The organism is Paramagnetospirillum magnetotacticum MS-1 (assembly GCF_000829825.1).
In the GTDB taxonomy this organism is placed as follows: Bacteria; Pseudomonadota; Alphaproteobacteria; order Rhodospirillales; family Magnetospirillaceae; genus Phaeospirillum; species Phaeospirillum magnetotacticum.
In genome coordinates this window covers 140,473-162,098 of record NZ_JXSL01000023.1, presented here as the reverse complement: position 1 = coordinate 162,098, position 21,626 = coordinate 140,473, and the positions used below count along the sequence as shown (strand labels likewise).

Below are 21,626 nucleotides of genomic sequence, written 5' to 3'. Positions count from 1 at the left end.
CGTCAAATCCAGTAGGGCCAGCGGAATTTCGACCAGCGGTACACGCCAAGGGTTAGCGCCCCGCCTGCCACCGCCAGACCCATCGCGGTGATCCAATGGTATGACGGAACCTGGATACCGGCGGCGGCGGCCATAAGGATCGAAAATTGGAAATAGAACGGATTGAAGGACAGTAGATATTCGAACCGACCCAGGAAATAAGGCGGCCAAAGGATCGGAGTCAGCAAAAAGGCGAGCTGGATCACGGCGGGAACCAGTTGCCCGATATCGCGAAATCTTGCCCCCAGGACAAAGGCGAGAGCGCCGATCCAATAGACATTGGCCACCAGGAGCAAGACTGCCCCCAGCATGGGCAGCGGCTCCACCGCCCGGCCAAGCACAGCGTGTTGCAAGACGATCAGCAGGGCGATGTTGAGGCCAAGCACCGGCAGGTGGCGCAGAAGTACCGACAGGGCAATCACCGGCATGGAAATGCGGGAATGGCGCAGGATCGGCATCCAGCGCGCAAAGGCGATGGCGCTGTCATTGGCGACGGCGGCCAGGAACGTCCACATCACAAGACCGGCGGCCAGGGTGCTGATATAATCCTCGAAGCTGATCAGCAGGCTGCGCAGCATGGTGCCGAACAGCAGACCCACGGTGCCCACGGCGACCAGCACTCCGACAGAACTCCACAGCGGCCCCAGTCCGGAACGGCGAAAGGCGTTGACCAGACTGATCCGGGCCAGCAGAAGCGCCAGGGGGAGGTAAGCATTGGCAGGGGGCTGGCTCATACAGGGGGGTCCAGACGAAGCGGAGAACCGGCGCACCTTAAGTCGGGGGGAACTCCTCGGCAACCTTCAGAAGCCCCGACCGCTCCAGGAAACTCCTCCGCCGCCACCGAGACGGTCCGGCAGCTCCGACCTTTGCCGGATGGGGCGGGCGGCCATGACGCTGTGCGTCAAGGCCGCTATTGGGGGAACTCCCGTGTTTGGCAGGTTTGTTGCGGCGCCTAGTTGGCCTTGGGGGCTGGCTTCGAGTCGCCTTTGGTCTCTGTCGCAGCGGCGGGAGGCGGGGTCAGGGTCTTTGCCGCGTCGGACGTGCTCTGCACGGTCGAGCCGGTCGTCTGAGGCGAGGTCACCGGCGCGACGACAGGCCCGGGCATCTGCGCCCAAGACGCGCCGGAGAAGAGGATCATAGCAGACGCCATCAGGGCAATGTTCCTACACATGATTGTCCTCCTGATTTGAAAATCTCCCCAATAATACGCCCTGTTTTTTTGGTGGAGTAGGCAATTCTTACTGTGGAGAGCAAGTAGTTTCAGCTGGGGGCCCGGACTGGCCGGGCATGGCGCGCCCGTCGTGGCGCGGCCAGGGTAGAGACAACAAGGAATGGCCGTAACCAACGCCATCCGATTTTTCGTTCTGACTGGCACTACTTTGGCATATTTCTAACTGCTGGCGCGTTTTTGGGGTTCCAAAAGGCAAGTTTGCGTGATTTGTAAAAGGTCGGCTTATGGGCGCCGATCAATGGACGTGGACTGGCAAGGCGATCTTGACCATTGGCTTGCGCCGTTTGTTGCGGCGCTACGACACAAGATGCGGGCATGGATAATCGAACTATCGATGAATTGCAGGGATTGCGGTGATTGTGCCGCGAATGTCTCAAATATCCTGAGCCAGATGCCCACCTTGGCCCAACGATTTAAGCGGTTATTTTTTTCCTCAAGATCTGGGCCACCTTCCCCGGAATTCCGCGATGAATCTTAAAAGCGGGGGGATTATCAGGACCGCCGGCGCTGGAAAATCATGATGCCATCCTGGTCGCACAGTACATCCATCTCGGTCCGCAGGCGCTCCTGGGTCAAGAGGAACCACTTCGAGACCTCGCCATCCTCGCAGGTTGTCACCTTCCATTGACAGACCTGATCATCCGAAGACCAGGGCCGCTTGAGGTCAAGGACGACGATGTCGGCCATGACCGTATCGCTCCGCCACCGCCCATGGTCGAAGACTGGACGGCGGTAGGGCTCGAATACCCCGGCTGGGAAGGGGATCAGATAGGTGCGGCGAAACAGCCTGCTACCGGTGACCATGCTCTGAGAACTGACCGCGATATCGGGATTATCCGGAACGAATTCCTCGATCAGGCGGTCCAGGCGATCCTCATGTTCGCCGCGGCCATAGGCCGTAGCATTGAATGTCCACATGTCCGACCGTCGGAATACCTGCCCCAGGGGGGATGGGGCTAAAACCACATGAGCTATCAGCGCTCCCGCAGCTACTGTCGCCCCGAGCAATGTTGGACTTATCCGCAGCCTCAGGCGGCGTAGCAGGTCTAGCCCCTCTCCGAATGCCACAGCCAGCGGCCCGACAACCCCGGCGGTGTAATGATATTCCCAGTGATAGTAATGCGGATTACTCGACAGCAACGACAACGCCAGAGGCGGAACGGCAAGCAGCAATGGCCGCGGTCTCAGTAACGGGAGGAAGCCGAACGAGCCGAACAGAAACGCGAGGTACAATATTTTTGGGCGTTCCCGCAGGATGTCGCCGATCCAATCGAGTGGGTGGAATATCAGGGAAAACAACATCTGGCCGGGCGAATTTCCCAATCGGGAATAGGCTGCCGCATAAGCTGGAATCGACAAATTGGGCGCTAAAACACTGGGATCTGCCGCATGCCAAGCCCATTGCGACGCTGACAGGACAGCCCATGCTCCCATGAAATAGGCGCTTCCCGCAGCCACAAGGAGGAAGCCCAGGCGCCATTGGCGCAAGGTCAGAAGGTAGATCCCGCAAGCGGCGGTCTGTAATGCGAACGGCTCCTTGATCAGCGCCGTCAGCAGAGCAGGCACCAAAGCTTCGCCGAACCGTCCGGCGCGGACCGCCAGCAGAAACCAGACCGCTAACGGAATCGCCAGGTGGTCAGGATGATATTCGAACAGTCCATTGTACCAGACGGCGAAATGCAGCGCGTAAGCAATGGCGGCGCTCCACCCGAAGGCCCTGCGCAATGCCGGGATCGGCAAGGCCAGAGCCACCGCTTGCAATGCCAATAGCACCCGAGCGGCCATATCGGCGGGAAGGATCGTGAACGGAAGGGCCAGGGGCAGCAAGATGGGGTGGAAGTGTCCACTGAACGCCCTGTCCCAATGCCCTCCGGCAATGGCGGACAGATGGTTGAAATAGATGCCCAGGTCGAAATAGCCAGCATGCCACGAGGAATAACGGCGAATGGCCATGCCGCCCAGCACAGTCGCCAGACCCAAGGCAAAGATCGCCGCCAGCCTATCCTCACGCTTGAACTGCGTCACCGTCATCATACCCGTTTCGGCTGCCTAGATTTGCAGAATGAATGTGCGCCGCTTTAGAGCGTTCAATACCAACGCCGCCGCCAGGGCCACAATGGCGATGGAGAACGCCGCAGTGGTTACAGCCATGGATGGCTGACTGCCGCTTTGCAAGGTGACCTGGATGGGGGCCAGCAACAGCGCCAGTGGGTGCCATTTTACAAGAAGGGACAATGTTGGATCGGACACCATCGACCAATGATAGGTGATGGGAATCGCCCAAAAATTGGTCATCAGAAAGAGCTGCAGTAGATGCGGAACATCGCGAAAGGGCACGGCCATGTACGACAGCACCAGTCCGGTCGAAAAGGCGAAAATCACCAGTGGAAGGATAACCACCGGCATAATGAACAAGATCCTCCAGGTTTCGGGTGAGGTGAAGCACCGCCCCAGTGTCAGCAGTCCCAATGCCAGCCCGAATCCCACGAAGTCCGCCCAAACATCGCCAGCCACCACCATGGCGGGAGATTGTGGGAATGAGAGGAATTGATCGCGTCGGGCGGTAAGAGACATGGCCGAATTCGACAGTGCCTGCACCAGGAAACTCCAAGGGATCAGTCCGCTGGCCAGATAAAATCCGTAATGGTCGATGGGGACCCGCAGGACATAGGACAGCGCGAAGTAAAAAAGCAAAACCTGCGATGCCGGATTGAGCAGCGACCAGCCGACTCCGATAAATGATCCGCAATAGCGCTTGTAAAGATGGACTGAGCCGAAAAATGCAATCGACCGTAATGTATTGCCGACGCTTGCGAAGCTCGAATTTTGCGACCCCATATCTCGTCACGCCTCATTGCCGCACAAGCCCCCCCGTCGGAAAAATCGGGGGCGGGAACACTATACCCGAATCCTCCGGGTCCCAAGCCCCACATTCTGCCATCCTTGCGTGAGCCATGGTCAATCCCCCAAGGGTAACGCCGCCGCGTCTCATGCAGTAATTGCCAGCCTCCGCCGGGAGGCCGTAGTTGCTCGACTGCGACAAAATGTCTATAACGGGCCGCCCTGGGCGTTCTCTTCGACCTGGAACTTTGCCATCTGGCAGATGTTTCCGGTTGGGTGAAGCTGACGAAGGAATCTACTCCGGGGATAGCCCCTTGGTTCTGACGGGTGATAACAATGCTCCTCGTGACCGGTGGTGCGGGCTATGTGGGTTCGCACACTCTTCACCACCTCATCAGAAACGGTTATTCCCCCGAATCCATTATCGTGGTTGATAATTTGTGTCGCGGCAGCCGCGACGCCGTTCCCCATGGCGTGCACTTCGCCGAAGTGGATCTGCTAGATACCGAAGTCCTGGTTGAATTGTTCCGGCGCCACGACGTTTCAGCCGTCATCCATTTCGCCGGTTTCGCCTATGTGGATGAAAGCATGGCGGACCCGACAGCCTATTACAGGACGAATGTAGTCGCCGGACTCTCTTTGTTGGAAGCCATGGTCCGGGTCGGCTGCCGGGCCATCGTGTTCTCGTCCACCTGCGCGACCTATGGCACTCCTTCTTCGGTCCCCATTGCCGAGAGTGAGCCGCAAATTCCGATCAATCCCTATGGGGAAACCAAGTTAGTTTTCGAACGGGCCTTGGAGTGGTACGAACGCTGCCACGGGATTCGTCATGTCATCTTGCGCTATTTCAATGCTGCCGGTGCCGCCTATGGGGTGGGGTCATATGGCAATCATGATGTGCGAATGATCCCTGCGGCCGTCTTGGCGGCGATGGGGCGCAGGCCACCAGTGAAGATCTTCGGTACCGATTACGAGACCTCTGACGGGACATGTGTTCGCGACTACGTCCACGTGGCCGATCTGGCCGAAGGCCATTGCTTGGCGCTCGAACACCTGCGGGAGGATGGCGCTTCGACCGCCCTCAATCTGGGAAGTGGCCGGGGAAGTAGTGTTCTCAACATTCTTGAGGCGGTGCACCGTATCGGCGGTAGGCCGGTCCCCAATGAAAAGTCGCCGCGCCGTCTTTGCGATCCTCCGACTCTGATCGCCGACACCCGTCTGGCGCAAAGAATATTGGGCTGGCATCCGGCGTACACTCTGGACGACATCATTTCCAGCGTGTGGCATTGGCACCAATCCATGGTCATGGCGAGGTAGGGGACAGATCATGCCCACGGCCCCGCTTGTTACGGCAGAGAATCTGAAGGTCACCATCGAGACCGGCGTCTATGGCCGGTCTCTGAAGCACCGCATTCTCGGGCGCTGCGGCGCGCGCTCGACCAAGTTGATTCTCGACGGAGTGGCGTTCAGCCTGCGATCTGGCGAACGTGTGGCCCTGCTGGGCGAAAACGGCAGCGGCAAGACATCGCTACTGCGAGTGATCGCGGGGATCCTCCCGTTCTCGGGGCATCTGAACGTGATGGGCACGGTTCATCCTCTATTGGCGCCGACATATGGTTTGGATCCAGCGCTGACGGTGCGGATGAACATCCGCATGGTTCATACGTGGAAGGGGCGGCTGCAGGAATGCGACGCGGAGCGTGAAAACCGCATTTTGATGCTGGCGGACCTGCCGGGGGTCGGAGACTCCCATTTGGGAGAGTTGTCTCAGGGGCAAGTCGCGCGCCTAGCCTTCGCCGTCGCTCGCATGTTGCGGCCAGACATTTTGTTGATGGACGAAAGTCTGGCTGCGGCGGATACCTCCTTCGTCAATCAGGTTGCACGAGTTCTGACCGCAGAGGACTCTCCTTGCCGCAGTTTTATTCTGGTTTCGCACGATTTTTCAATTCTGCGCCGCATGTGTAACCGCGCCCTTCTTCTCCACCGAAGCCAACTTTACGCCGATGGTTCGGTCGATGCGTTGATCGATGCATATGAAAATTTGCAGGAACAGGTGGGCGGCAAGCCATGAACTTCTTTCCAGTTGGGATGGCGCCGCAGTAAATGGCTCCCATATCCTGCGGGAGCCCGAGGATCAGGATGAACCGTTTAGCCTTTAAATGCAGACAACCCGATGCCGCTTGGCGGGTGCGTCGTCTCGATGGAGACCGGACGCGCTGGCGCCACGAGCGTTGCCGCTTGGAATCCAATCTCCGGCTCCTGGGCTACTCCAGTCCACACAGGCAGTGGCATCAACTGTATCGCACAGCCCTTTCCGCCATCATCAACGCGGGATACGCTCTTCTCCGCCGCTCGTGGCTGGATCGCCGCGGCCGCACCAATGCCTGCGCGGTGCGCCGTGTGGAATTGACGGTATCGTTACCAGGACTACCGCCTGCTTTTGACGGCTATCGCATCTTACAAGTCAGCGATCCTCATCTGGACATGATGCCCGGTCTGGACCTCGCCCTGTCGCGGGCGACGGCAGAATGCGAGGTGGATCTATGCGTGTTGACTGGCGATTACCGCGCGGGCTTCACCGGTCCATTCGATGATGTTCTGAGCGCGCTGTCCTTAGCCTTGAGGACCGTCCGTGCCACTGATGGTTTCGTCGCCATCCTCGGGAACCATGATGAAGCCGGGATGGTACCCGCCTTGGAGGCACGGAATTTCGAGGTCTTGGTCAACGAATCTGCCTATGTCGAGCGCCGGGGAGAGCGGCTGTGGCTGACGGGGTTGGACGACGTCCATACGTTCCACACCAACTTGGCCGATCAGGCCCTTAGCCTTCCACCGGGGGAGTTTGGCATCGCCCTGGTGCATTCTCCGGAGATGGCAGCCGTCGCCGCTGCCGCTGGCTATGACCTGTATCTTTGCGGTCACACCCATGGTGGCCAGATCTGCCTCCCCGACGGCACGCCCGTAGTGCGCGAGTTGAAGCGCCACCGGGGCTATGCGAAAGGATCGTGGCGGCACGGCGAGATGCTTGGCTACACGACCCCAGGCGTCGGCGTCGGCGAAATCCCTTATCGCTTCTATTGTCCGCCGGAAGTAACCGTCTTCACCTTGCGCGCCGATGCCGGGGGCGACAAACCGCAATTTAAGCCTGCTTCCGCTCCTCGATCGTGAGCGTCAAGGTGATGCCCGCCAAGATCAAGGCGGAAACTCCCAGCATGATCAGGGCGATGGTCCTGCCGTCGGCGTGGAATGCGTAGACTAGCGCCGGGACGAGCCCAGCCCCCAGGGCGAGCACCTTGATGAACGAAAATCGGTTGCGCGCCATGGAGAAGTTAATCAGCACATTGCATAACGACAGCAGGGCCATGGCCGGGCTGAGCAGTTGCAGGATTGGCGCCGCAGGGATGAACTTGGCGCCGAACAGAAGGCTGATGATTTCCTCCGACCAGATCAGGCAGAGCAGGCAAAAACCCCCGGATAACACCACGCAAAGAGCGAGGCTGGCCGCCAAGGCCCCTCCACCTGACAGGCCCTCCTTGTGCGCCTTGGCCACATGGGGTAGCAAGACATTAACCAGGGCGGCGGGCAGGAAAAGGGCGATGTGGCCAATGATCGCGGCATTGGCATAAAGCCCGGAATCATAGGGGCTGCAATAAAGGCGTGCTAATATTATGTCAACGTTCCACATAAAGATGAACATCGTCGTCGATGCCAAGGCCGGAATGGCGAAGCGGACCATGCGGCGGAAAATTCCTGCGGGAAGGGGGGCTGCGGGAACGCGCATGACATCCCGCAGGGCCAGGGCGCTGATAGCCAGTTCGAATATCAGGCCGAAAGTCCAGGCTGAAAGCGCGGCATTGATGCCTTGGCCGAACAGCCGAAGCGCGACGAAGGCAATGGCCAGCCGGATGAACATTGCTCCGGCTGATGCCACGCCGAAGTATGTGAAGCGTGACAGCCCCTGCAGGACTCCCCACATAGGTGGCAATAAAAGAGCCACCGACAGGTTGAGTAGCATGATCAGGTAGGGAGTGGGCTCTGTCAGCTTTAGATAGCCCATGGCCGTCCCGGTAAAGAGCGTCGCCCCCACCGGAACCACCAGGGCAATCAGCCCCATTCCCTTCATGCAAGTGGAAATCAGGTTCCGGATACGGGCTGTATCGCCCAACTCAATCGTGAATTTGGCGAACACTACGGGCATTACCGAGGCCGGGGCCATGATTACCGACAACAGGGCGGCTAGTGAGTTGAGGCTTCCGTATTCCGCAGGATCCAGGGCCCGGCCGACTACGACCTGGAACAGGTAGTTGCAGAAGTTGCCGCTGTTTAGAAGAATCAGGACGACGATATTTTGGCGCAGGAATATCTTTAGCATTGCTGGTTCGTCACGGACACGTCCTCTCCTTGCGAATTCTTTTTCCGGTCGCTGCGCCAAGCGGCAACCAGTGCCGCAATGATCAAATAATATGCGATGGCGGCCACCTGGTTGGCCGCTGCGGGGCGGGCGAATGCAATCAGGAGGATCGCTGCCGCCAGTGAAAGCATGACGCCCCACAAGGCATGGTGAACCGCAGTGGACCCGGGATCGCTATCAGAAAGCCGTCGGGCCCGCGGTCGGTACGCCAACATCCAGGCCGTAGCGGCGGCAAGCCGAGATACAGTGGGCAGGATTCCGTCGGTCACGAGGGGCGGCTGGAATAGGCTGAGCAGGAGGAGCCCCAGGCTCGACAGAATTGCGGAAATGACCCAAATCCGGCGCGGTACCGCAGTGATGCGCCTCCAGAGGGATTTCGGAAAGGCTATGCCAAGGTGCGGCGGTGATCCGATCCGAAGAAGAATGCGCCCCAGCGCCAACCTCCTCCACCAGATAATGGCCGCTGCGGCGATCATGGAGGCGACCCAAGGCAATGGAGAGGTGGATTTGAGAGCCGGTGGGGCGATACCCGGTGGAATTTTCAGGGCCAGATCGGTGGCGAGGCGAATGTCGGAAACCACAATATGGGGATTGTCGAGCACACTCACCAACTCTTCCCCTCCCACAGGCAAATAGACTAAGCCGAATTGGGCAGTAATCTCATCCTCGCCGGGGTTGAGGGTGGCAGGAAGGCTGAAACCCTGTGCCGAGAGTGGCTTCCCGTTGACCTGCAGCAGTGGTGTCTGGCTCAGCTTGGAGTCGAGGCGCTGGAGACCGGAGCGAAATGCCTCGGCGGAAATCTGGACGGTGGCAGGGGCGGTCGGCACCTCGCGACTCTGTTCAACGACAAGACGCCACTCGATGAACGAAAGGGAGCGGGTACCGGGGCGGGGGGGCTCGCGTTCCAACCAAGAAACCAGCGGAAGTACCGAGGTGGATTGTCCATCGTCGAAGGGAATGGGGACCGTCCTTTCCCAATCGGCGCCCACCAGACGGGCCTGAAGCCTCACTTTGGGATAAGGAGGAAGACGCCCGGCCAGGATGTCGATGCGGGCGCGGATGAGGCTCGGTGGCAATCCATTTCCAATCGGCGTCCTCCACACCGTTTCGGCACGTGCTGGCAAGCCCCCGGTGGGTACCAGCGCTTCGACGGCATTGCCCGCAAGTGCCGCAGGGATTTCCGCTGCGGTCATAGGTTGCTCCGGGACGAGGGGCACCCATTCCGATGACGGGAGTAAGACCGACGGCAGGGACAGATCATCTGTGTCTTGCGTCGTAAATATGGCCCAATGCCTGAAATCGGGTAAACCTCCGTCGAAACGCAGGCGGAGTTCACGAATATCGCCTTTGTCGCCCAGAGGAAGCGGTTGGTTCATCCTGACGGGGATGTGTCTGACCTTCCCTGCTGCGTCTATCAGGGTGAGCTCCGTGGTGCGGCCCCAGGGGTCAGGCCCTGACAGGAAGAAATAGGCATTCGGCGGCAGGGTCAGATTACGCCTTTGGCGGTACTCGAACGCTGGCTTCGCCGAGGAGGAATAACACAATGTGCCGTCCGACCATTGGCGGCACGCCGGTTCGGTGGTGGCAGACAAGTCTCGTCCCGCCCGGTCGACCCTTGGCGCACCGTCGGTCATCGGCTGAATGGAGAAGTCAGTGGCGATGGTGCCTTCGGGGGTCCCTGATGGCCGTCCAGCCGGTCGCAGTTCAAGAACTGCCCGCTCGCCGCCTCCGATTTCACTCCAAATTTCCGCTTCACCGGGCGCCAGGGTGATCTCCCGCAGAGGGGGCGATGTCACCCCATTGCGTTCGGCACGCAATGTCACGCTTCCGCCGGTGGACGTGTGCAGGCGGATATCCACGCGGCGTCGTCTCATCTGGGAATCGCGCGGCTCGTTGACGGCGACGCGCAGCACGGCCTCATCCTTGGTGAACAAGACCTTCACAGAATGCGGGCGCCCGTTGGGAGCGGGGCCGTAGGCTGCGTGCTTGGCGGCAAGGATGGTCATGCCCTCTGGAGCAATGTCCAAGAGTCCATGCCTGAATTGGGGCGGAACGGATGTTCCCTCCTCGAAGGCCAGAATGTTCGGGCACTTCGCCCAGCCTGGCCGCTGTTCATCAAATGCCCCTCCCCAAATTTCGGTCCATTGGCGGCATGGGGCGGAGAGATCAGGAACAGCCGTCCTGATCATCGGTTTGGTGAAGCTAATTTCCTCGATCCTGAGACCGGCAATGCGGTGCCGGTCTTCAGGTGTGGCGATTATACGGGCATCGACCAACCGCAACCCATTCAGGTCGCCGAGAACAGCGCTGAGCGGTTTTCCCAGGGGAATGGTCAGAGTATGGGCTCCGTTGTTCCCCTTTTGAGCATTGACGGGCAGGATGAATACGTCACCTGCCGCTTCTATGCCGATCAGGTCCAGCCGTGTGAGTCGCCGGAGCGGAATCGCCTCCTCAGGCTTGCCGGGCACATAGGCGATGATCTCATCCAGGGTGACGTGTCGGCCGGGCATCAACCCGCGGACAGTCTGGCCGACGGCCAGCCGGGTGACGCGGTTGCCTTCCTCTATCCGTTCCGATGGGGAGAGATCGGCAAAGGAGACGATTCGGGACTCTCCGGTATCGCTGCGGACTCTGAGATTGACGGCACAGTTGCCGCCTTGGCAGCCGATATCAATGTATTCCAAGGACTTGGGTTCGACCGGTTCGGAAAACCGGCGCTGCATGACAGTCAGTCCGTCGGGATGAGGCAGGAAGCGCCAGTCCTCATCGAATGGCCGGTTCAGAATTCGGCCGACAATATATCCGATACCGCGCGGTTGCGGTGGGCGTGCCATGGGTGACAGGTGCCTAACATTCCCGGTAGCGCCCGGTGTGCTCAGGACCAGAATGCTGCCATCGGCCCGTTCCATGGTCACCTGCATGGAAAGGAAGATGGCGTTGCCGGGGGAGGCATTGGATGTGCGGACGATCAGCGCCGCCGCGCTGCTCAAATCGGCAAGGGAGGCTTTCGGATTGAGGCGGAGAGGGATTTCCAACGCAATGGGAGCTTGGGTCGGATTCCAGGTGAATAGGGCACCGCTGCGCTGCCATCCTCCCTCGGCCGGTATCGCGGGCTCAGCCACGTCGAACGCCGGTAACATTTTGATGCCGCTGGAATTTTCCTTCCGCAGCCGTATCTTGGCTTCGAGGGAATAGGTCCCCGCCGGAAGGGGGGCTGCGGTGGTGGTGCGGCGAACCACGATGGGGGCTGATGGGGCGGCGGAGATAGGATGTGACACGGAAATGGGCGGCGACGACGCGGTTTCGCCTTGGCTCGACGCAGTGCTGGCGGTCGCCGCCATGGTAAAGGCCGCGCCGATCAAGATGGCTGCAATGCTAAGCCTCATGGCAAACGCCGCCTCCGAACGCCAATTCGGCCCGATGCAAAGCGGAGCAACAAAAACAGCAGAGCCGCAGCCAAGGTGGCAACGCTGAGTGCCACCGCAAACGGAATCACTCTTTGCGGCGCAAATTCGGCAAACAGGCGGATGGTTGCTGTTCCGTCATCTCCGAGGGTTACAGCTTCTGGAAAGCGTTGCCGGACCTCCTGCAGATCCACAAGCCAGCCGTTGGCAAAGCCGTTGGCCACAGTATGCCGACGATCATCGAGGCGCGGAAGGTCTATGGCCGCCCCAATGTCAAAGGGGCCAGCGTCCTTGGGGGTCAACTTCCATAGGGGGTGGAAGGCTTCGGAAAAGACCAGAGGAAAGGCTCCGCTCGCGCCTGTTACCGTGATTTCGTACCGCGTGGGGTTAAGAACCCGGAACGTGGCCTTTGGAACGGGCGCGGCCTGGGCGGCCAGGGCGGCAAATTCCTCGGCTGCGGCGGGAAGGAAGGTGGCGCCGCCTGGGGCGGACGCCAGAAGGTCGCCCAAACGGGCCAGCAGCCGTTCCGGCGACTCCAGCGCGTCCTTGAAGCCAGGATCAATCAGCAAGATCTGATCTGGGATGTAGATCTTGGCACGGCGGCCTTGGCGGTTTAGTCGCAATAACAGCGTCGTTTCCCCATCGACCATCACGGTGGATTGCCCGTCAAGATGACGGTGTAGGCAGGAAACGGTGCGTTCGGCATTCCACAGCTGTTCTTCTGGCGGTACTGGCGGCGCATAATCGCGCTTCAGAATGATGTAGCCGATATCCAGCGCGTCCAGTAATTCCCATGCTTTTGGGGAGCAAAGGTCGATCAGCCGGTCGAGACCGGTTAGCATCGCCGCGCTATTGGCGTCGGGGGCAAGATCGGCAACCACGACAGGCTTGGGTGGGTTGTAATTGAGGATGGGATCGACGCCCGAGCCCTGCCGCTGGTGGGGCGTGTTGAGGAAATACGGGCTGCGCCGCATGGGCAGCGCCAGCAGGCGCTCGCCTCCCGGCTCTTGGTAAAGACGGCGGATAGCCTCGGCATAATCCTTTGGTACCGCATAGGCGTCCAGATGGTCGCCCTTGTACCAGTTGGTGCTGGCGAGAGCGCGCCGGTAGAGTTCCTGTCCTCCTAGATTGCCGGACAGGTAGGCGGGATGGACCATGGCAAGGACGGCTGCAACTAGGACTGCGCTGACCCAGGGCCAGCGAAAGTGTTCCAGGATGCGGGCGAAGCTCAGTCCGACCAGCACCGCGAAGGCAATAGCCAACGGCATGATCAGCCATTGTGGCGAGCGGAATATGGCCATCAGTGGCGAACTGCGGTAAAGGGCCTCGACCAACACCCCGAACGGCGCCTGGAAGCCTGCGGCCAGAGCCACGAACAGTAGATAGATCGCCAGCCAAAAACGCGCCGATACCGTCTGGTGGGCCGGGCGATTGCCGGGCCAAAGGGTGGAGACGATCACCACACCACAGAGGCTGAGGGATAGAACTGCCCAAGCGGTGCGGTACGAACTTTCGGCGAGGTAATTATAAAATGGACGGATATAGCCGTCGCCCCAAAGGGCCTCGGTCAATGGCGGTACGTTGTCGATCAGGTTTGAAAACGCCAGGTTCTCCTGCAGTCGCTGTCCGATGTTCTCATAGGCCAGGCAGATAACCATCGGAATGACCCAGTGGGCATAGGCCAGCAGGGTCGTAATGCCGTAAGCGGCCAGAAAGCGGATACGTCGATGGAGAGGCTCGGGGAAGAGGATGGTGGCGTAGGCACCCACGAACATGCCCGCGAACAAGGTGTTGTGAAGAGACACCTCGACCAGGAGGGACAGCGGCATCAGCAGGCACAGCGTTGCCGTATCGCTCAAACCGCGCCGTCGCCACTCGAGTACTACCAAGACGTAGGGTAGGACGGCCATGGATCCCAGTTGGTTGGCCGCGCCGCCAATGAGATGCCCGATAACAACCGACGAGAACATCAGGTAGAGGCCTGCCGCGATTCCGGCAAGCGACGCCCGGCGGCGGCTGACGGAGTCGTTGAGAAGGACTGTGACATAGACGTAGATGCCGAAAGCCCCCAGCACTTGGTTGGCGACGATGTCGGCCTGGGCAACCATCCGGCCTTGCAGCAAGATTCCCAGCACGGCATGGGTCGCCCACCACAGGCGGTTGGAAAATCCGTTGGGAAGCGCATAGCCGAGGGCGTGGTCGTAATCCCAGGTGTAGGGGATCGAGGCAAGCATGGCTCGATAGCTCTCCTCGAGACCCGAGAAGGGCGAATCCCAATTATGCCCCAGGACCAACTCGGGAGAGAGCAATTCACGGATGCCCACCAAGGCGGCCAGGAAAAATACCAAGATGGCCGCCAGATGATGGGCGGCTTCAGCCGGGAAGTTGGTGGCGCTGGGGCGTCGGGACGGTCGGGGGGGAATGGGAAGGCTCATGGCTGGGGTGTTTGGCCGCACGAGTGGTTGGCATTCACCCTATCATCGTTACGCTTGGCCCACAGCTTGGTGAAAATCGCGTTGAGGGTTTCGAGCCAGTCAAGGGTCCAGCCGAAGGTCGCCCGTTCCAATCTGGGGGAGGCGGCGTAAAGGGCTTCCGAGAGACGGGCGATCTGGAGCATCAGAAGATAGGCCCAAAGCAGTGGCCGCCCCCGCTTGCCGATGGTCTTTTTGCGGAAATGGTCTCGGAAATCCATCATCCGCTCCATCATTCCCGGGGGGAAGTCGTAGATGGGGACGTGGCGCGGATCGTACTGAAAACGCCGCACCACTTGATAAAGGGGGCGCCGAGAGGGGAAGGCCGATGGGTTGAGGTACCAACTCGACCGTTCGGGCGGTACGGCGGAAAACTCAGAGGTGCCGGGGCAGGCGACCACGATGCTGGCGGACACGATATCGACGTATTGGTCGGCAAGCTCGTCGAACAGGGCCTGTTCGCGGGCGATGTCCTCCATGGTGTCGAAGGAAAAGCCGATTAGGCAGTGGACGCTGATAACGAAGCCCAATTCGCGGCAGTTCTTCAGGTTCTCCATGATCCGCGAGCGGCTGATATTTTTCTTGATACGCCGCTGTATCTCGGGTGTCAGGCGTTCAATGCCGAATCCGATGGAACTGAAGCCGCTTTGCTTCATCAGCGCCAGGGTATCGCGCGGTATCACGCGGAAGGAGTCCGTCTCGATGGTCAGGTTGATCCGGTTGTGCAGTCCGCGACGGATCAGTTCATTGCAGAATTCGACGACGCGCTCGTTGTGCATGGTGAAGTCGGCGTCGCGAATATTAAAGATGTTGACGCCGAATCTATCGAGCTTGTCCTCGATTTCATCCACCGAGCGCGCGATGGAGCGATAGCGGACGGACTGGGACAGATACTGGTCACTGCAGAACGTGCAGCGAAATGGGCATCCTCGCTGGGTCAGCACCGACCCGATGGCCAGGGAGTCCCGGGGATGGCGATAGAAGTCGCCGAGGTCGTAAAGGCCGAAATCGACGTCGCTGTGCTCGTCCAGGTTCAGGGGCAGCGTTGCGTTGCCGCCATCGACAAACGCCTCTCCCCGACCATGAGATACACCGGCGATCCCCGTGAAGTCGGGGGGCATTCCCCGGTCGCGAGCCTCCACCAGCGCGGACAGCAACGGAACGATGGTCAGATCCGCCTCCCCACGAACCACGTAGTCTATGCCGGATTCCAATGCTTCACCGACCTGATGGCTGACGTGCAGCCCTCCAGCCAGGATGGGGATGTCCGGGAAACGGCGCTTTAGCATCTCCGCCGTTTCATAGGACGTAAGGGCGTTGGCGGTGATGATCGACAGGCCGATAACGTCGGGACGGAAATGCTCAACCTCTGCGGCGATGTCGTCGTGGGAATACAGGCGGTACAGTCCGTTGTTGTCGATGGCGCGGACGGAGAACGCCTTTGACGCTGCTGTGGCGACAAGGGCCATGCCGTAGTTTATGACATTGCTTCTCGCAAACTCCCGTTCACGGATGAAGAGAATGCGCCCATTCGTCATAACTGCGGTCTCTCTAACTTACGCAGGACGAAATTGTTGTGGTGGGCAAAGAGACGCCAAGGGGACCAGTATAATATCCTGTCGATTAACTTCAGCGGATGGTAGAGCCGGTTTGTCAACCATCCGGGATAATCGAAGACCATATTTGATTTGAATGTCTTTTCGACCTTCCATCCATAACTGCGGAAGAGACGCAGTGCTTCTCCGTCGCCGTAAAGGGTGTCATGACGCCCTAATCCCAGTATTCCCGCCACATGTTCCACCAAGGCAAGCTTGCGGGGCATCTTGAAGACGAACAGCTTTCCGTCGTCCTTCAGCACGCGCGCAATCTCGCGCATGGCGGCATCAAGTTCCTCATGGGGGATGTGTTCGATCACCGCGTAGGCCGAGATCGCATCGAAGCTGCCATCTGGATAGGGGAGGAGGTGGCCGTTGTAATGGTTGAATGATATGCGGAAACGCTCGGCCAAAGGAGGGTAAATCAGCCTCTGGTGCGCGGCTGCCTGGCCGTCGGAAAAATCCGGGTGCGACTGGCTCTTGTTGTCCGTGGTGTCGACAGCGGAGATATCGAGTTCGGGGAGTACCTGCCGTAAGGCGATGGCGAACACGCCAGAACCCGTGCCGAAATCCAAGATATTCCTGTCATGGGGGCCAAGGGTCGCTCGGACGACCTTGGCGTCATCCCCGATGGAATCGACGTAGAGGCGGCTGTCGAGCATATACTCGACCGACGTGATGAACGACCAGCGCCCGGGAAAAGGGTTAACGCTCCTCAGGATGTCTCTCATCTCGGATAAGTCGATGAGCTTCACTGAATCCATCCGTCCCTGACTATTCTCCAACGAGCGCCCCCTTATAGGATAGAGGCGAGGCCCAATCAAATTGTCTTGGTACTTGGGTTGCCGCATTCGCTTGATTCGGAGGAAGGCGCTCACCAGCCGCCGCGGATGGGAAAGATACTCCGTACCACGATTCTTGTACATTCAACGAAGCCTTTGGTGCGTCCCATGGGTGTGTTAGCATCCGGTCGCGCCTACCGTAACCCTTTGGCCAATCGACATTTCAATGACAGTGCCCGTTTCCGTGGTTGTCGCGACCCGCAACGAAGAACGCAACATTGCCCGCATTCTGGATGATTTGCGTGCCCAGACCCACCCAGATATCGAAGTGATTGTGGTGGACAACGGGTCGACCGACCGGACTCGCGTCTTGGCCCGGGAGGGGGGCGCGACGGTCTATGATTTGGCCGATCATGTGCCGTTGGAGGGGGTCCGGAACTTTCGCGGCGCTCAGGTCAATTTCGGCGTAGAGCGCAGCCGCGGCCAGATCATCTTCTATCCCGATGCAGACATGACCTTCGCCCCCGGCCTGATCGCGGAGGCTGTTCAACTCCTGACGGATCATGACGCGCTTTTCGTGCCCGAGATCATCATGGGCCAGGGGTATTTCGGGCAGATTCGTCGCTTCGAACGCTGGTTTTATACCGCGACTTGCATCGATTCTCCGCGCTTCATTACCCGCTCGATGTTCGATGCCGTCGGGGGATTCGATACTCGGGGCATGCCGTTTGGTCCCGATGACTGGGACATGGCCAAGATGCTGAAGCGGGCGGGGGCGCGTCTGGCGACGACCCGAAGCAACAAGTTCCATCACGAAGAATGGCTGACTGTTTCCACCTATATCGCCAAGAAGGCGGCCTATTCCGGCACCTTCGCCGACTATGTTCGGAAATGGGGAGAAGGTGATAGCGATGTTCGTCGCCAACTGGGGGTGGCTTATCGCTATCTCGGCGTCTTTCTTGAAGACGGGAAATGGCGGTACTTATTGTCGCGGCCTCATCTGGCGGTGGGAATGTATGCCTTGCGGGTGGCCGTGGGGGTCGCCTTTCTGATGCGCCGAAAGAGGGGCGCAGCGTGAGGAATTTGGTTGATGAAACTCCATTCGACCCCCTGAGTGGGCGTCCCCTTTTCACCACTCGGCTGGTAGGGGCAGACGCGGTTCGGGGGCGCGAAATTCTAGATGTTGGATGTGGCTTCGGTTGGTTCGTGCACCACTGCCTTGAAGGCGGGGCTGCGCGCGTGGCGGCGATCGAATCGGCGGACGAGCAGATCGCCGTGGTCCGCCGTCATCTCCCCGATTGCCGCCTGAATGTGGTGTCCGGCAGCGCCCTGACCCTTCCCTTTCCTGATGCGAGCTTTGATGTGGTGGTGTCGTGGGAGGTTCTCGAGCATTTGCCCAAGGGCAGCGAAGGACAGTTCTTCGCCGAGGTTGCACGGGTTTTGCGCCCTGGTGGGTCGCTCACCTTGTCCACCCCCCATTGGTCGCTGGCGGCCAATCTGCTTGACCCTGCCTGGTTGCTGACCGGCCATCGCCATTATCGGCCCGGCGACGTCGAGGCATTCGGCGCGGGCGTCGGCCTTGTTCCCGACTGGTCCCTGGTGCGTGGCGGCTGGTGGGAGCTGTTGGGAATGATCAATCTCTACGTGGCAAAATGGATTTTTCGTCGTCGCCCCTTTATGGCCGACTATTTTCGACGGAAAACCGATGCTGAATACGCCAGGAACGGCGGCTTCGCCACTCTGTTCGCCCGATTCGTCAAGGCGCCGGATTCATGTGCGGCATAGCTGGCTTTTTCTCCCGCAGCGGCGGTGATGCCGAAGCAATTTTACGCTCCATGCTTGAGGCACAGAGGCATCGAGGGCCCAATTCAGAGGGACGGCTGGTGGAGGGGGCGGTTGCCCTGGGCATGCGCCGGTTGTCAGTCATCGACCTCGCGGGCGGTAATCAGCCTATCCACAACGAGAATGGCAGCATATCCGTCGTCTTCAACGGCGAAATCTATAACTTTAGGGAATTGCGCCGTGAGTTGGAGGAAGAGGGGCACATCTTTTCCTCCCATACCGACACCGAGGTGCTGGTTCATCTTTACGAAAGCCACGGTCGTGGCATGCTCGACCGCCTTAACGGCATGTTCGCATTTTGCCTGCTTGATCGCAGGGCCGGGCGATTGTTCCTTGCCCGCGATAGGGTCGGCAAGAAGCCGCTTTATTATGCCCACGGCGATGGTGCATTCGCTTTCGCCTCCGAAATCAAAAGCCTTCTGTGTCACCCCGCCGTCAGGCGAGAGGCCGATCCTGCGGCGGCGGCGCTTTATTTTACCCACGGCTACGTTCCCGCCCCTTTCACCCCCTTCATGGGTATTCGCAAGTTGCCTGCCGGGCATTGGCTGGAGTTGGACCTGGCGTCTGGCGAGATCCAGGTCGGCCGCTACTGGGATCTGGACTACTCACAGGTCGATGAGGATCTGTGCGAGGAGGAGGCGGTTGCCGGTCTGGAATCCGCGCTATTGGCGGCCGTGGAACGCCGGCTGATTTCCGACGTGCCTCTTGGCGTATTCCTCAGTGGCGGCGTCGACAGCAGTCTGGTGGTTGCCATGATGGCGCGTTTCCGCGAGGGAAGAGACATCCATGCGTTTTCCATCGGATTCCACGAAAAGGCCTTCGATGAATCCGGCTACGCCGAGAGCGTGGCACGAGCCTGGGGCGTCGATCACCATGTGACGCGTTTTTCTGACGCCGAGATGTTTTCGGTGATTGATGAAATCCTGCCTCGGATGGACGAGCCCCTATCGGACCCGTCGCTGATCCCGACCTATCTTCTCAGCAAGGTCACGCAAGATAGCGGCATTGTCGTGGCCCTGAGCGGTGACGGTGCCGACGAAATGTTTGGCGGCTACCCCAAATACTATATCCACCGTTACGCCGCGTGGCTGGACCGGTTGCCGGGGATTTTGGGCCGGGATGTTCCTGCCTGGTTATTCAGTCAGGTGCCGCTGAAGGCCGAGAACAACATTTTTAATTATAAGGTTGAACGCTTTGTCTCTGGGCTGCGGCTGGCACCGCGACACCGCAACCAATTCTGGGTGGCGCCGTTCATGCCCGATGAGTTGACCCGCCTGCTTCCCGAACAGGAAGTGCCGCGTGCCGTATGGGAGGTTACCGACCAATACGACAGCCGGTTCAACGGCCGTGGGGTCGTTGATCGGATGATGTATTTCGACGCCAAGATGATGTTGCAGGACATGTACCTAGCCAAGGTCGATCGGGCGAGCATGGCGGTTTCGTTGGAGGTCCGCTCGCCGTTTCTCGACCTGGAGGTGATGGATGCGGCGGTGCATCTGCCGTGGCAGCTCAAGGTTCGGGGGCGTGAGACGAAATATTTGTTGAAGAAACTGGCCTCCCGCTATCTGCCGCATGATGTGGTCTATCGCTTCAAGCGGGGTTTCGGTTTGCCCCTGGCAGTCTGGATGCGGACATTAGCTCCCCGGATCTCCGAGACGCTTACTCAGGGGGATTGCGGCGGCATTGACGCCGCCTATGTCCAGAGTTTGCTGCGTGAGCATCTCGATGGGACGCGGGACCATGCCGTCAAGTTATGGGCCGTTTACGCTTACCTCACCTGGTTGCGGAACTGGGGAGGTTCGTGACGGCGGATATGGGGCGTTGAGTTGCCCGACGAAAGGGCTCGCCTAACGAGGCCGAATAGTTCAAGTCGTCGCACCAGTGGGCGATCTTCCGGCGGGCGCGGGTGCCGATCTCAATGCGCCGTTCAGGGTCATCCGCCAGTCGGCGCAAAAGCCGGGCAGATTCGTCAAGATCGGGATCTGCCCAAATCTGGTTCCTGCCACCATAGCGTCGCTGCGGGTCTTCCACCGTGACCAGGTGGGCGGGGACGGGCTCCGCCGTATCGGCGGTGACAAAGTCGGTCGAGCCTGACCAGTCAGTCGCCACCACGGCCTTGCCTGCGCGCATGGCCTGGGCGAGCAGGAGTCCGAAGCCTTCCGAGCGATGCAGCGAGAGCAAGATATCAATGCTCGCGATCAGCGAATCCATTTCCTCGGGCGAAAGAACTTCAGTGAGAAGGAGGACGTTGCCCAAGCCGTCCACCGCGCGGCGGATGGTCTCGAACGCCGCCTCATTGCCGGTGAGGCCGCCGACCTTGAGCACCAGCAGACGGGACGGATCGTCGTCGAATGCCGCCCGGAAGGCAGCCAAGGCGCCCAGCGGGTTCTTGCGTGCCATGCTGGACCGAAGGTCGCACGCAGCCATAACGACGCAAGCGGCTTCTGGAAAGCCGAACCTGGCCCGGTGCGGCGCTGCGGCGACGGATGGAACCGGGTGGGGAACAACCCTGACCGGCTTGTCGGTATGGCGGCCCACGGCCGCCGCCGTGAAACGGCTGGGCACCCAGATTTCATGGACATAGGCGAACCCCCTGTGCCAGTCATCCGGAATGTCGGGAAGTTCCCAAGCCCAATAGCCGATTATTGGGCGGCCGCCGAGGATATTGGGGCCGAGATGGGCGCAAACTGCCGGAAGTTCCGGCGGGTTGACGTGAAGGACCAGCGGTCCGGTTCCGCCAAACGCGGCATTTGCCGACGGGGCCATCCGGTCGTGGGGCAGGAAGCGGGGGCTGAGGTCGATCTCGCCCGGAAAAAGGCCCAAACGGCGGAATGCGGCAAGGCACAGCCGTGCTGATTCGCCAATGCCGCTCGGCGTGGTCAGGAACCCCCCGACAATCGGCGGTCCCATGGGCCAATCGGGCGTAAGTTGCGACGCCTTGGGGGCCGTTACATGGTATTTCAGGGCGGCCAGACGTGAACGAAATGCGGCAAGCAAGGGAAGGGACATG

15 protein-coding genes are annotated in these 21,626 nt (G+C 59.9%); 6 read left to right on the top strand and 9 right to left on the bottom strand.

Translation table 11 applies throughout. The features are described 5' to 3' along the window. Positions 1-2: 2 nt before the first annotated feature. The 3 genes from CCC_RS06745 to CCC_RS06730 all read right to left on the bottom strand — a co-directional run bounded on the left by CCC_RS06745 (position 3) and on the right by CCC_RS06730 (position 4,108). A complete protein-coding gene (locus CCC_RS06745; protein ID WP_009868099.1) occupies positions 3-773 on the bottom strand; it encodes an ABC transporter permease in 771 nt (256 codons plus the stop codon). Positions 774-1,762: 989 nt separating this feature from the next. Next, on the bottom strand, positions 1,763-3,304 hold the full coding sequence (locus CCC_RS06735) for a DUF2079 domain-containing protein (RefSeq protein ID WP_041040415.1): 1,542 nt from the start codon (positions 3,302-3,304) through the stop codon (positions 1,763-1,765). A gap of 15 nt (positions 3,305-3,319) precedes the next feature. Beyond that, positions 3,320-4,108, bottom strand: coding sequence for an ABC transporter permease (locus tag CCC_RS06730; protein WP_041040413.1), 789 nt, complete (start codon positions 4,106-4,108; stop codon positions 3,320-3,322). A gap of 339 nt (positions 4,109-4,447) precedes the next feature. Here CCC_RS06730 and galE point away from each other — a divergent pair, with 339 nt between their 5' ends. From galE to CCC_RS21660, 3 genes are all read left to right on the top strand, one after another. Continuing rightward, complete coding sequence (gene galE / locus CCC_RS06725; protein ID WP_009868104.1) at positions 4,448-5,428, top strand: UDP-glucose 4-epimerase GalE; 981 nt, start codon at positions 4,448-4,450, stop codon at positions 5,426-5,428. Positions 5,429-5,438: 10 nt separating this feature from the next. Continuing rightward, the gene (locus CCC_RS06720) at positions 5,439-6,182 is read left to right on the top strand and encodes an ABC transporter ATP-binding protein (protein WP_009868105.1); all 744 of its coding nucleotides are present in this window, start codon (positions 5,439-5,441) and stop codon (positions 6,180-6,182) included. 167 nt (positions 6,183-6,349) lie between these two features. After that, the gene (locus CCC_RS21660) at positions 6,350-7,279 is read left to right on the top strand and encodes a metallophosphoesterase (protein WP_160295521.1); all 930 of its coding nucleotides are present in this window, start codon (positions 6,350-6,352) and stop codon (positions 7,277-7,279) included. Here the strand turns inward: CCC_RS21660 and CCC_RS06710 are convergent. Genes CCC_RS06710 through CCC_RS06690 form a run of 5 tightly spaced genes read right to left on the bottom strand, consistent with a single transcriptional unit; the run spans position 7,251 to position 16,747 of the window. Beyond that, positions 7,251-8,483, bottom strand: a complete 1,233-nt coding sequence (locus CCC_RS06710; RefSeq protein ID WP_041040409.1) for an oligosaccharide flippase family protein — start codon at positions 8,481-8,483, stop codon at positions 7,251-7,253. The two genes, CCC_RS21660 and CCC_RS06710, sit on opposite strands and share 29 nt — an antisense overlap. Then, positions 8,477-11,908 (bottom strand): hypothetical protein, encoded by a 3,432-nt coding sequence (locus tag CCC_RS06705; protein WP_041040407.1) that lies wholly within the window; start codon positions 11,906-11,908, stop codon positions 8,477-8,479. The genes CCC_RS06710 and CCC_RS06705 overlap by 7 nt, the downstream gene beginning before the upstream one ends. Next, complete coding sequence (locus CCC_RS06700) at positions 11,905-14,361, bottom strand: hypothetical protein (RefSeq protein ID WP_009868585.1); 2,457 nt, start codon at positions 14,359-14,361, stop codon at positions 11,905-11,907. Before CCC_RS06700 ends, CCC_RS06705 begins: the two co-directional genes overlap by 4 nt. Next, on the bottom strand, positions 14,358-15,935 hold the full coding sequence (locus CCC_RS06695) for a B12-binding domain-containing radical SAM protein (RefSeq protein WP_082036524.1): 1,578 nt from the start codon (positions 15,933-15,935) through the stop codon (positions 14,358-14,360). The genes CCC_RS06700 and CCC_RS06695 overlap by 4 nt, the downstream gene beginning before the upstream one ends. Then, the gene (locus tag CCC_RS06690) at positions 15,932-16,747 is read right to left on the bottom strand and encodes a class I SAM-dependent methyltransferase (RefSeq protein WP_160295520.1); all 816 of its coding nucleotides are present in this window, start codon (positions 16,745-16,747) and stop codon (positions 15,932-15,934) included. Before CCC_RS06690 ends, CCC_RS06695 begins: the two co-directional genes overlap by 4 nt. Before the next feature lie 253 nt (positions 16,748-17,000). Here CCC_RS06690 and CCC_RS06685 point away from each other — a divergent pair, with 253 nt between their 5' ends. Genes CCC_RS06685 through asnB form a run of 3 tightly spaced genes read left to right on the top strand, consistent with a single transcriptional unit; the run spans position 17,001 to position 20,421 of the window. Then, positions 17,001-17,852 carry a glycosyltransferase family 2 protein gene (locus CCC_RS06685; RefSeq protein ID WP_082036522.1) on the top strand — a complete coding sequence of 284 codons (852 nt, stop codon included), beginning with the start codon at positions 17,001-17,003 and terminating at the stop codon, positions 17,850-17,852. Then, entirely contained in the window at positions 17,747-18,559 is an 813-nt protein-coding gene (locus CCC_RS21095; protein WP_082036521.1) for a class I SAM-dependent methyltransferase, read from the top strand. The genes CCC_RS06685 and CCC_RS21095 overlap by 106 nt, the downstream gene beginning before the upstream one ends. After that, the gene (asnB, locus tag CCC_RS06675; protein ID WP_041040401.1) at positions 18,547-20,421 is read left to right on the top strand and encodes an asparagine synthase (glutamine-hydrolyzing); all 1,875 of its coding nucleotides are present in this window, start codon (positions 18,547-18,549) and stop codon (positions 20,419-20,421) included. Before CCC_RS21095 ends, asnB begins: the two co-directional genes overlap by 13 nt. On the opposite strand, the gene CCC_RS06670 is transcribed toward asnB, so the two are convergent. Continuing rightward, a complete protein-coding gene (locus CCC_RS06670; protein ID WP_052472962.1) occupies positions 20,390-21,625 on the bottom strand; it encodes a glycosyltransferase in 1,236 nt (411 codons plus the stop codon). The genes asnB and CCC_RS06670 overlap by 32 nt on opposite strands. Between the last annotated feature and the right edge of the window lies 1 nt (position 21,626).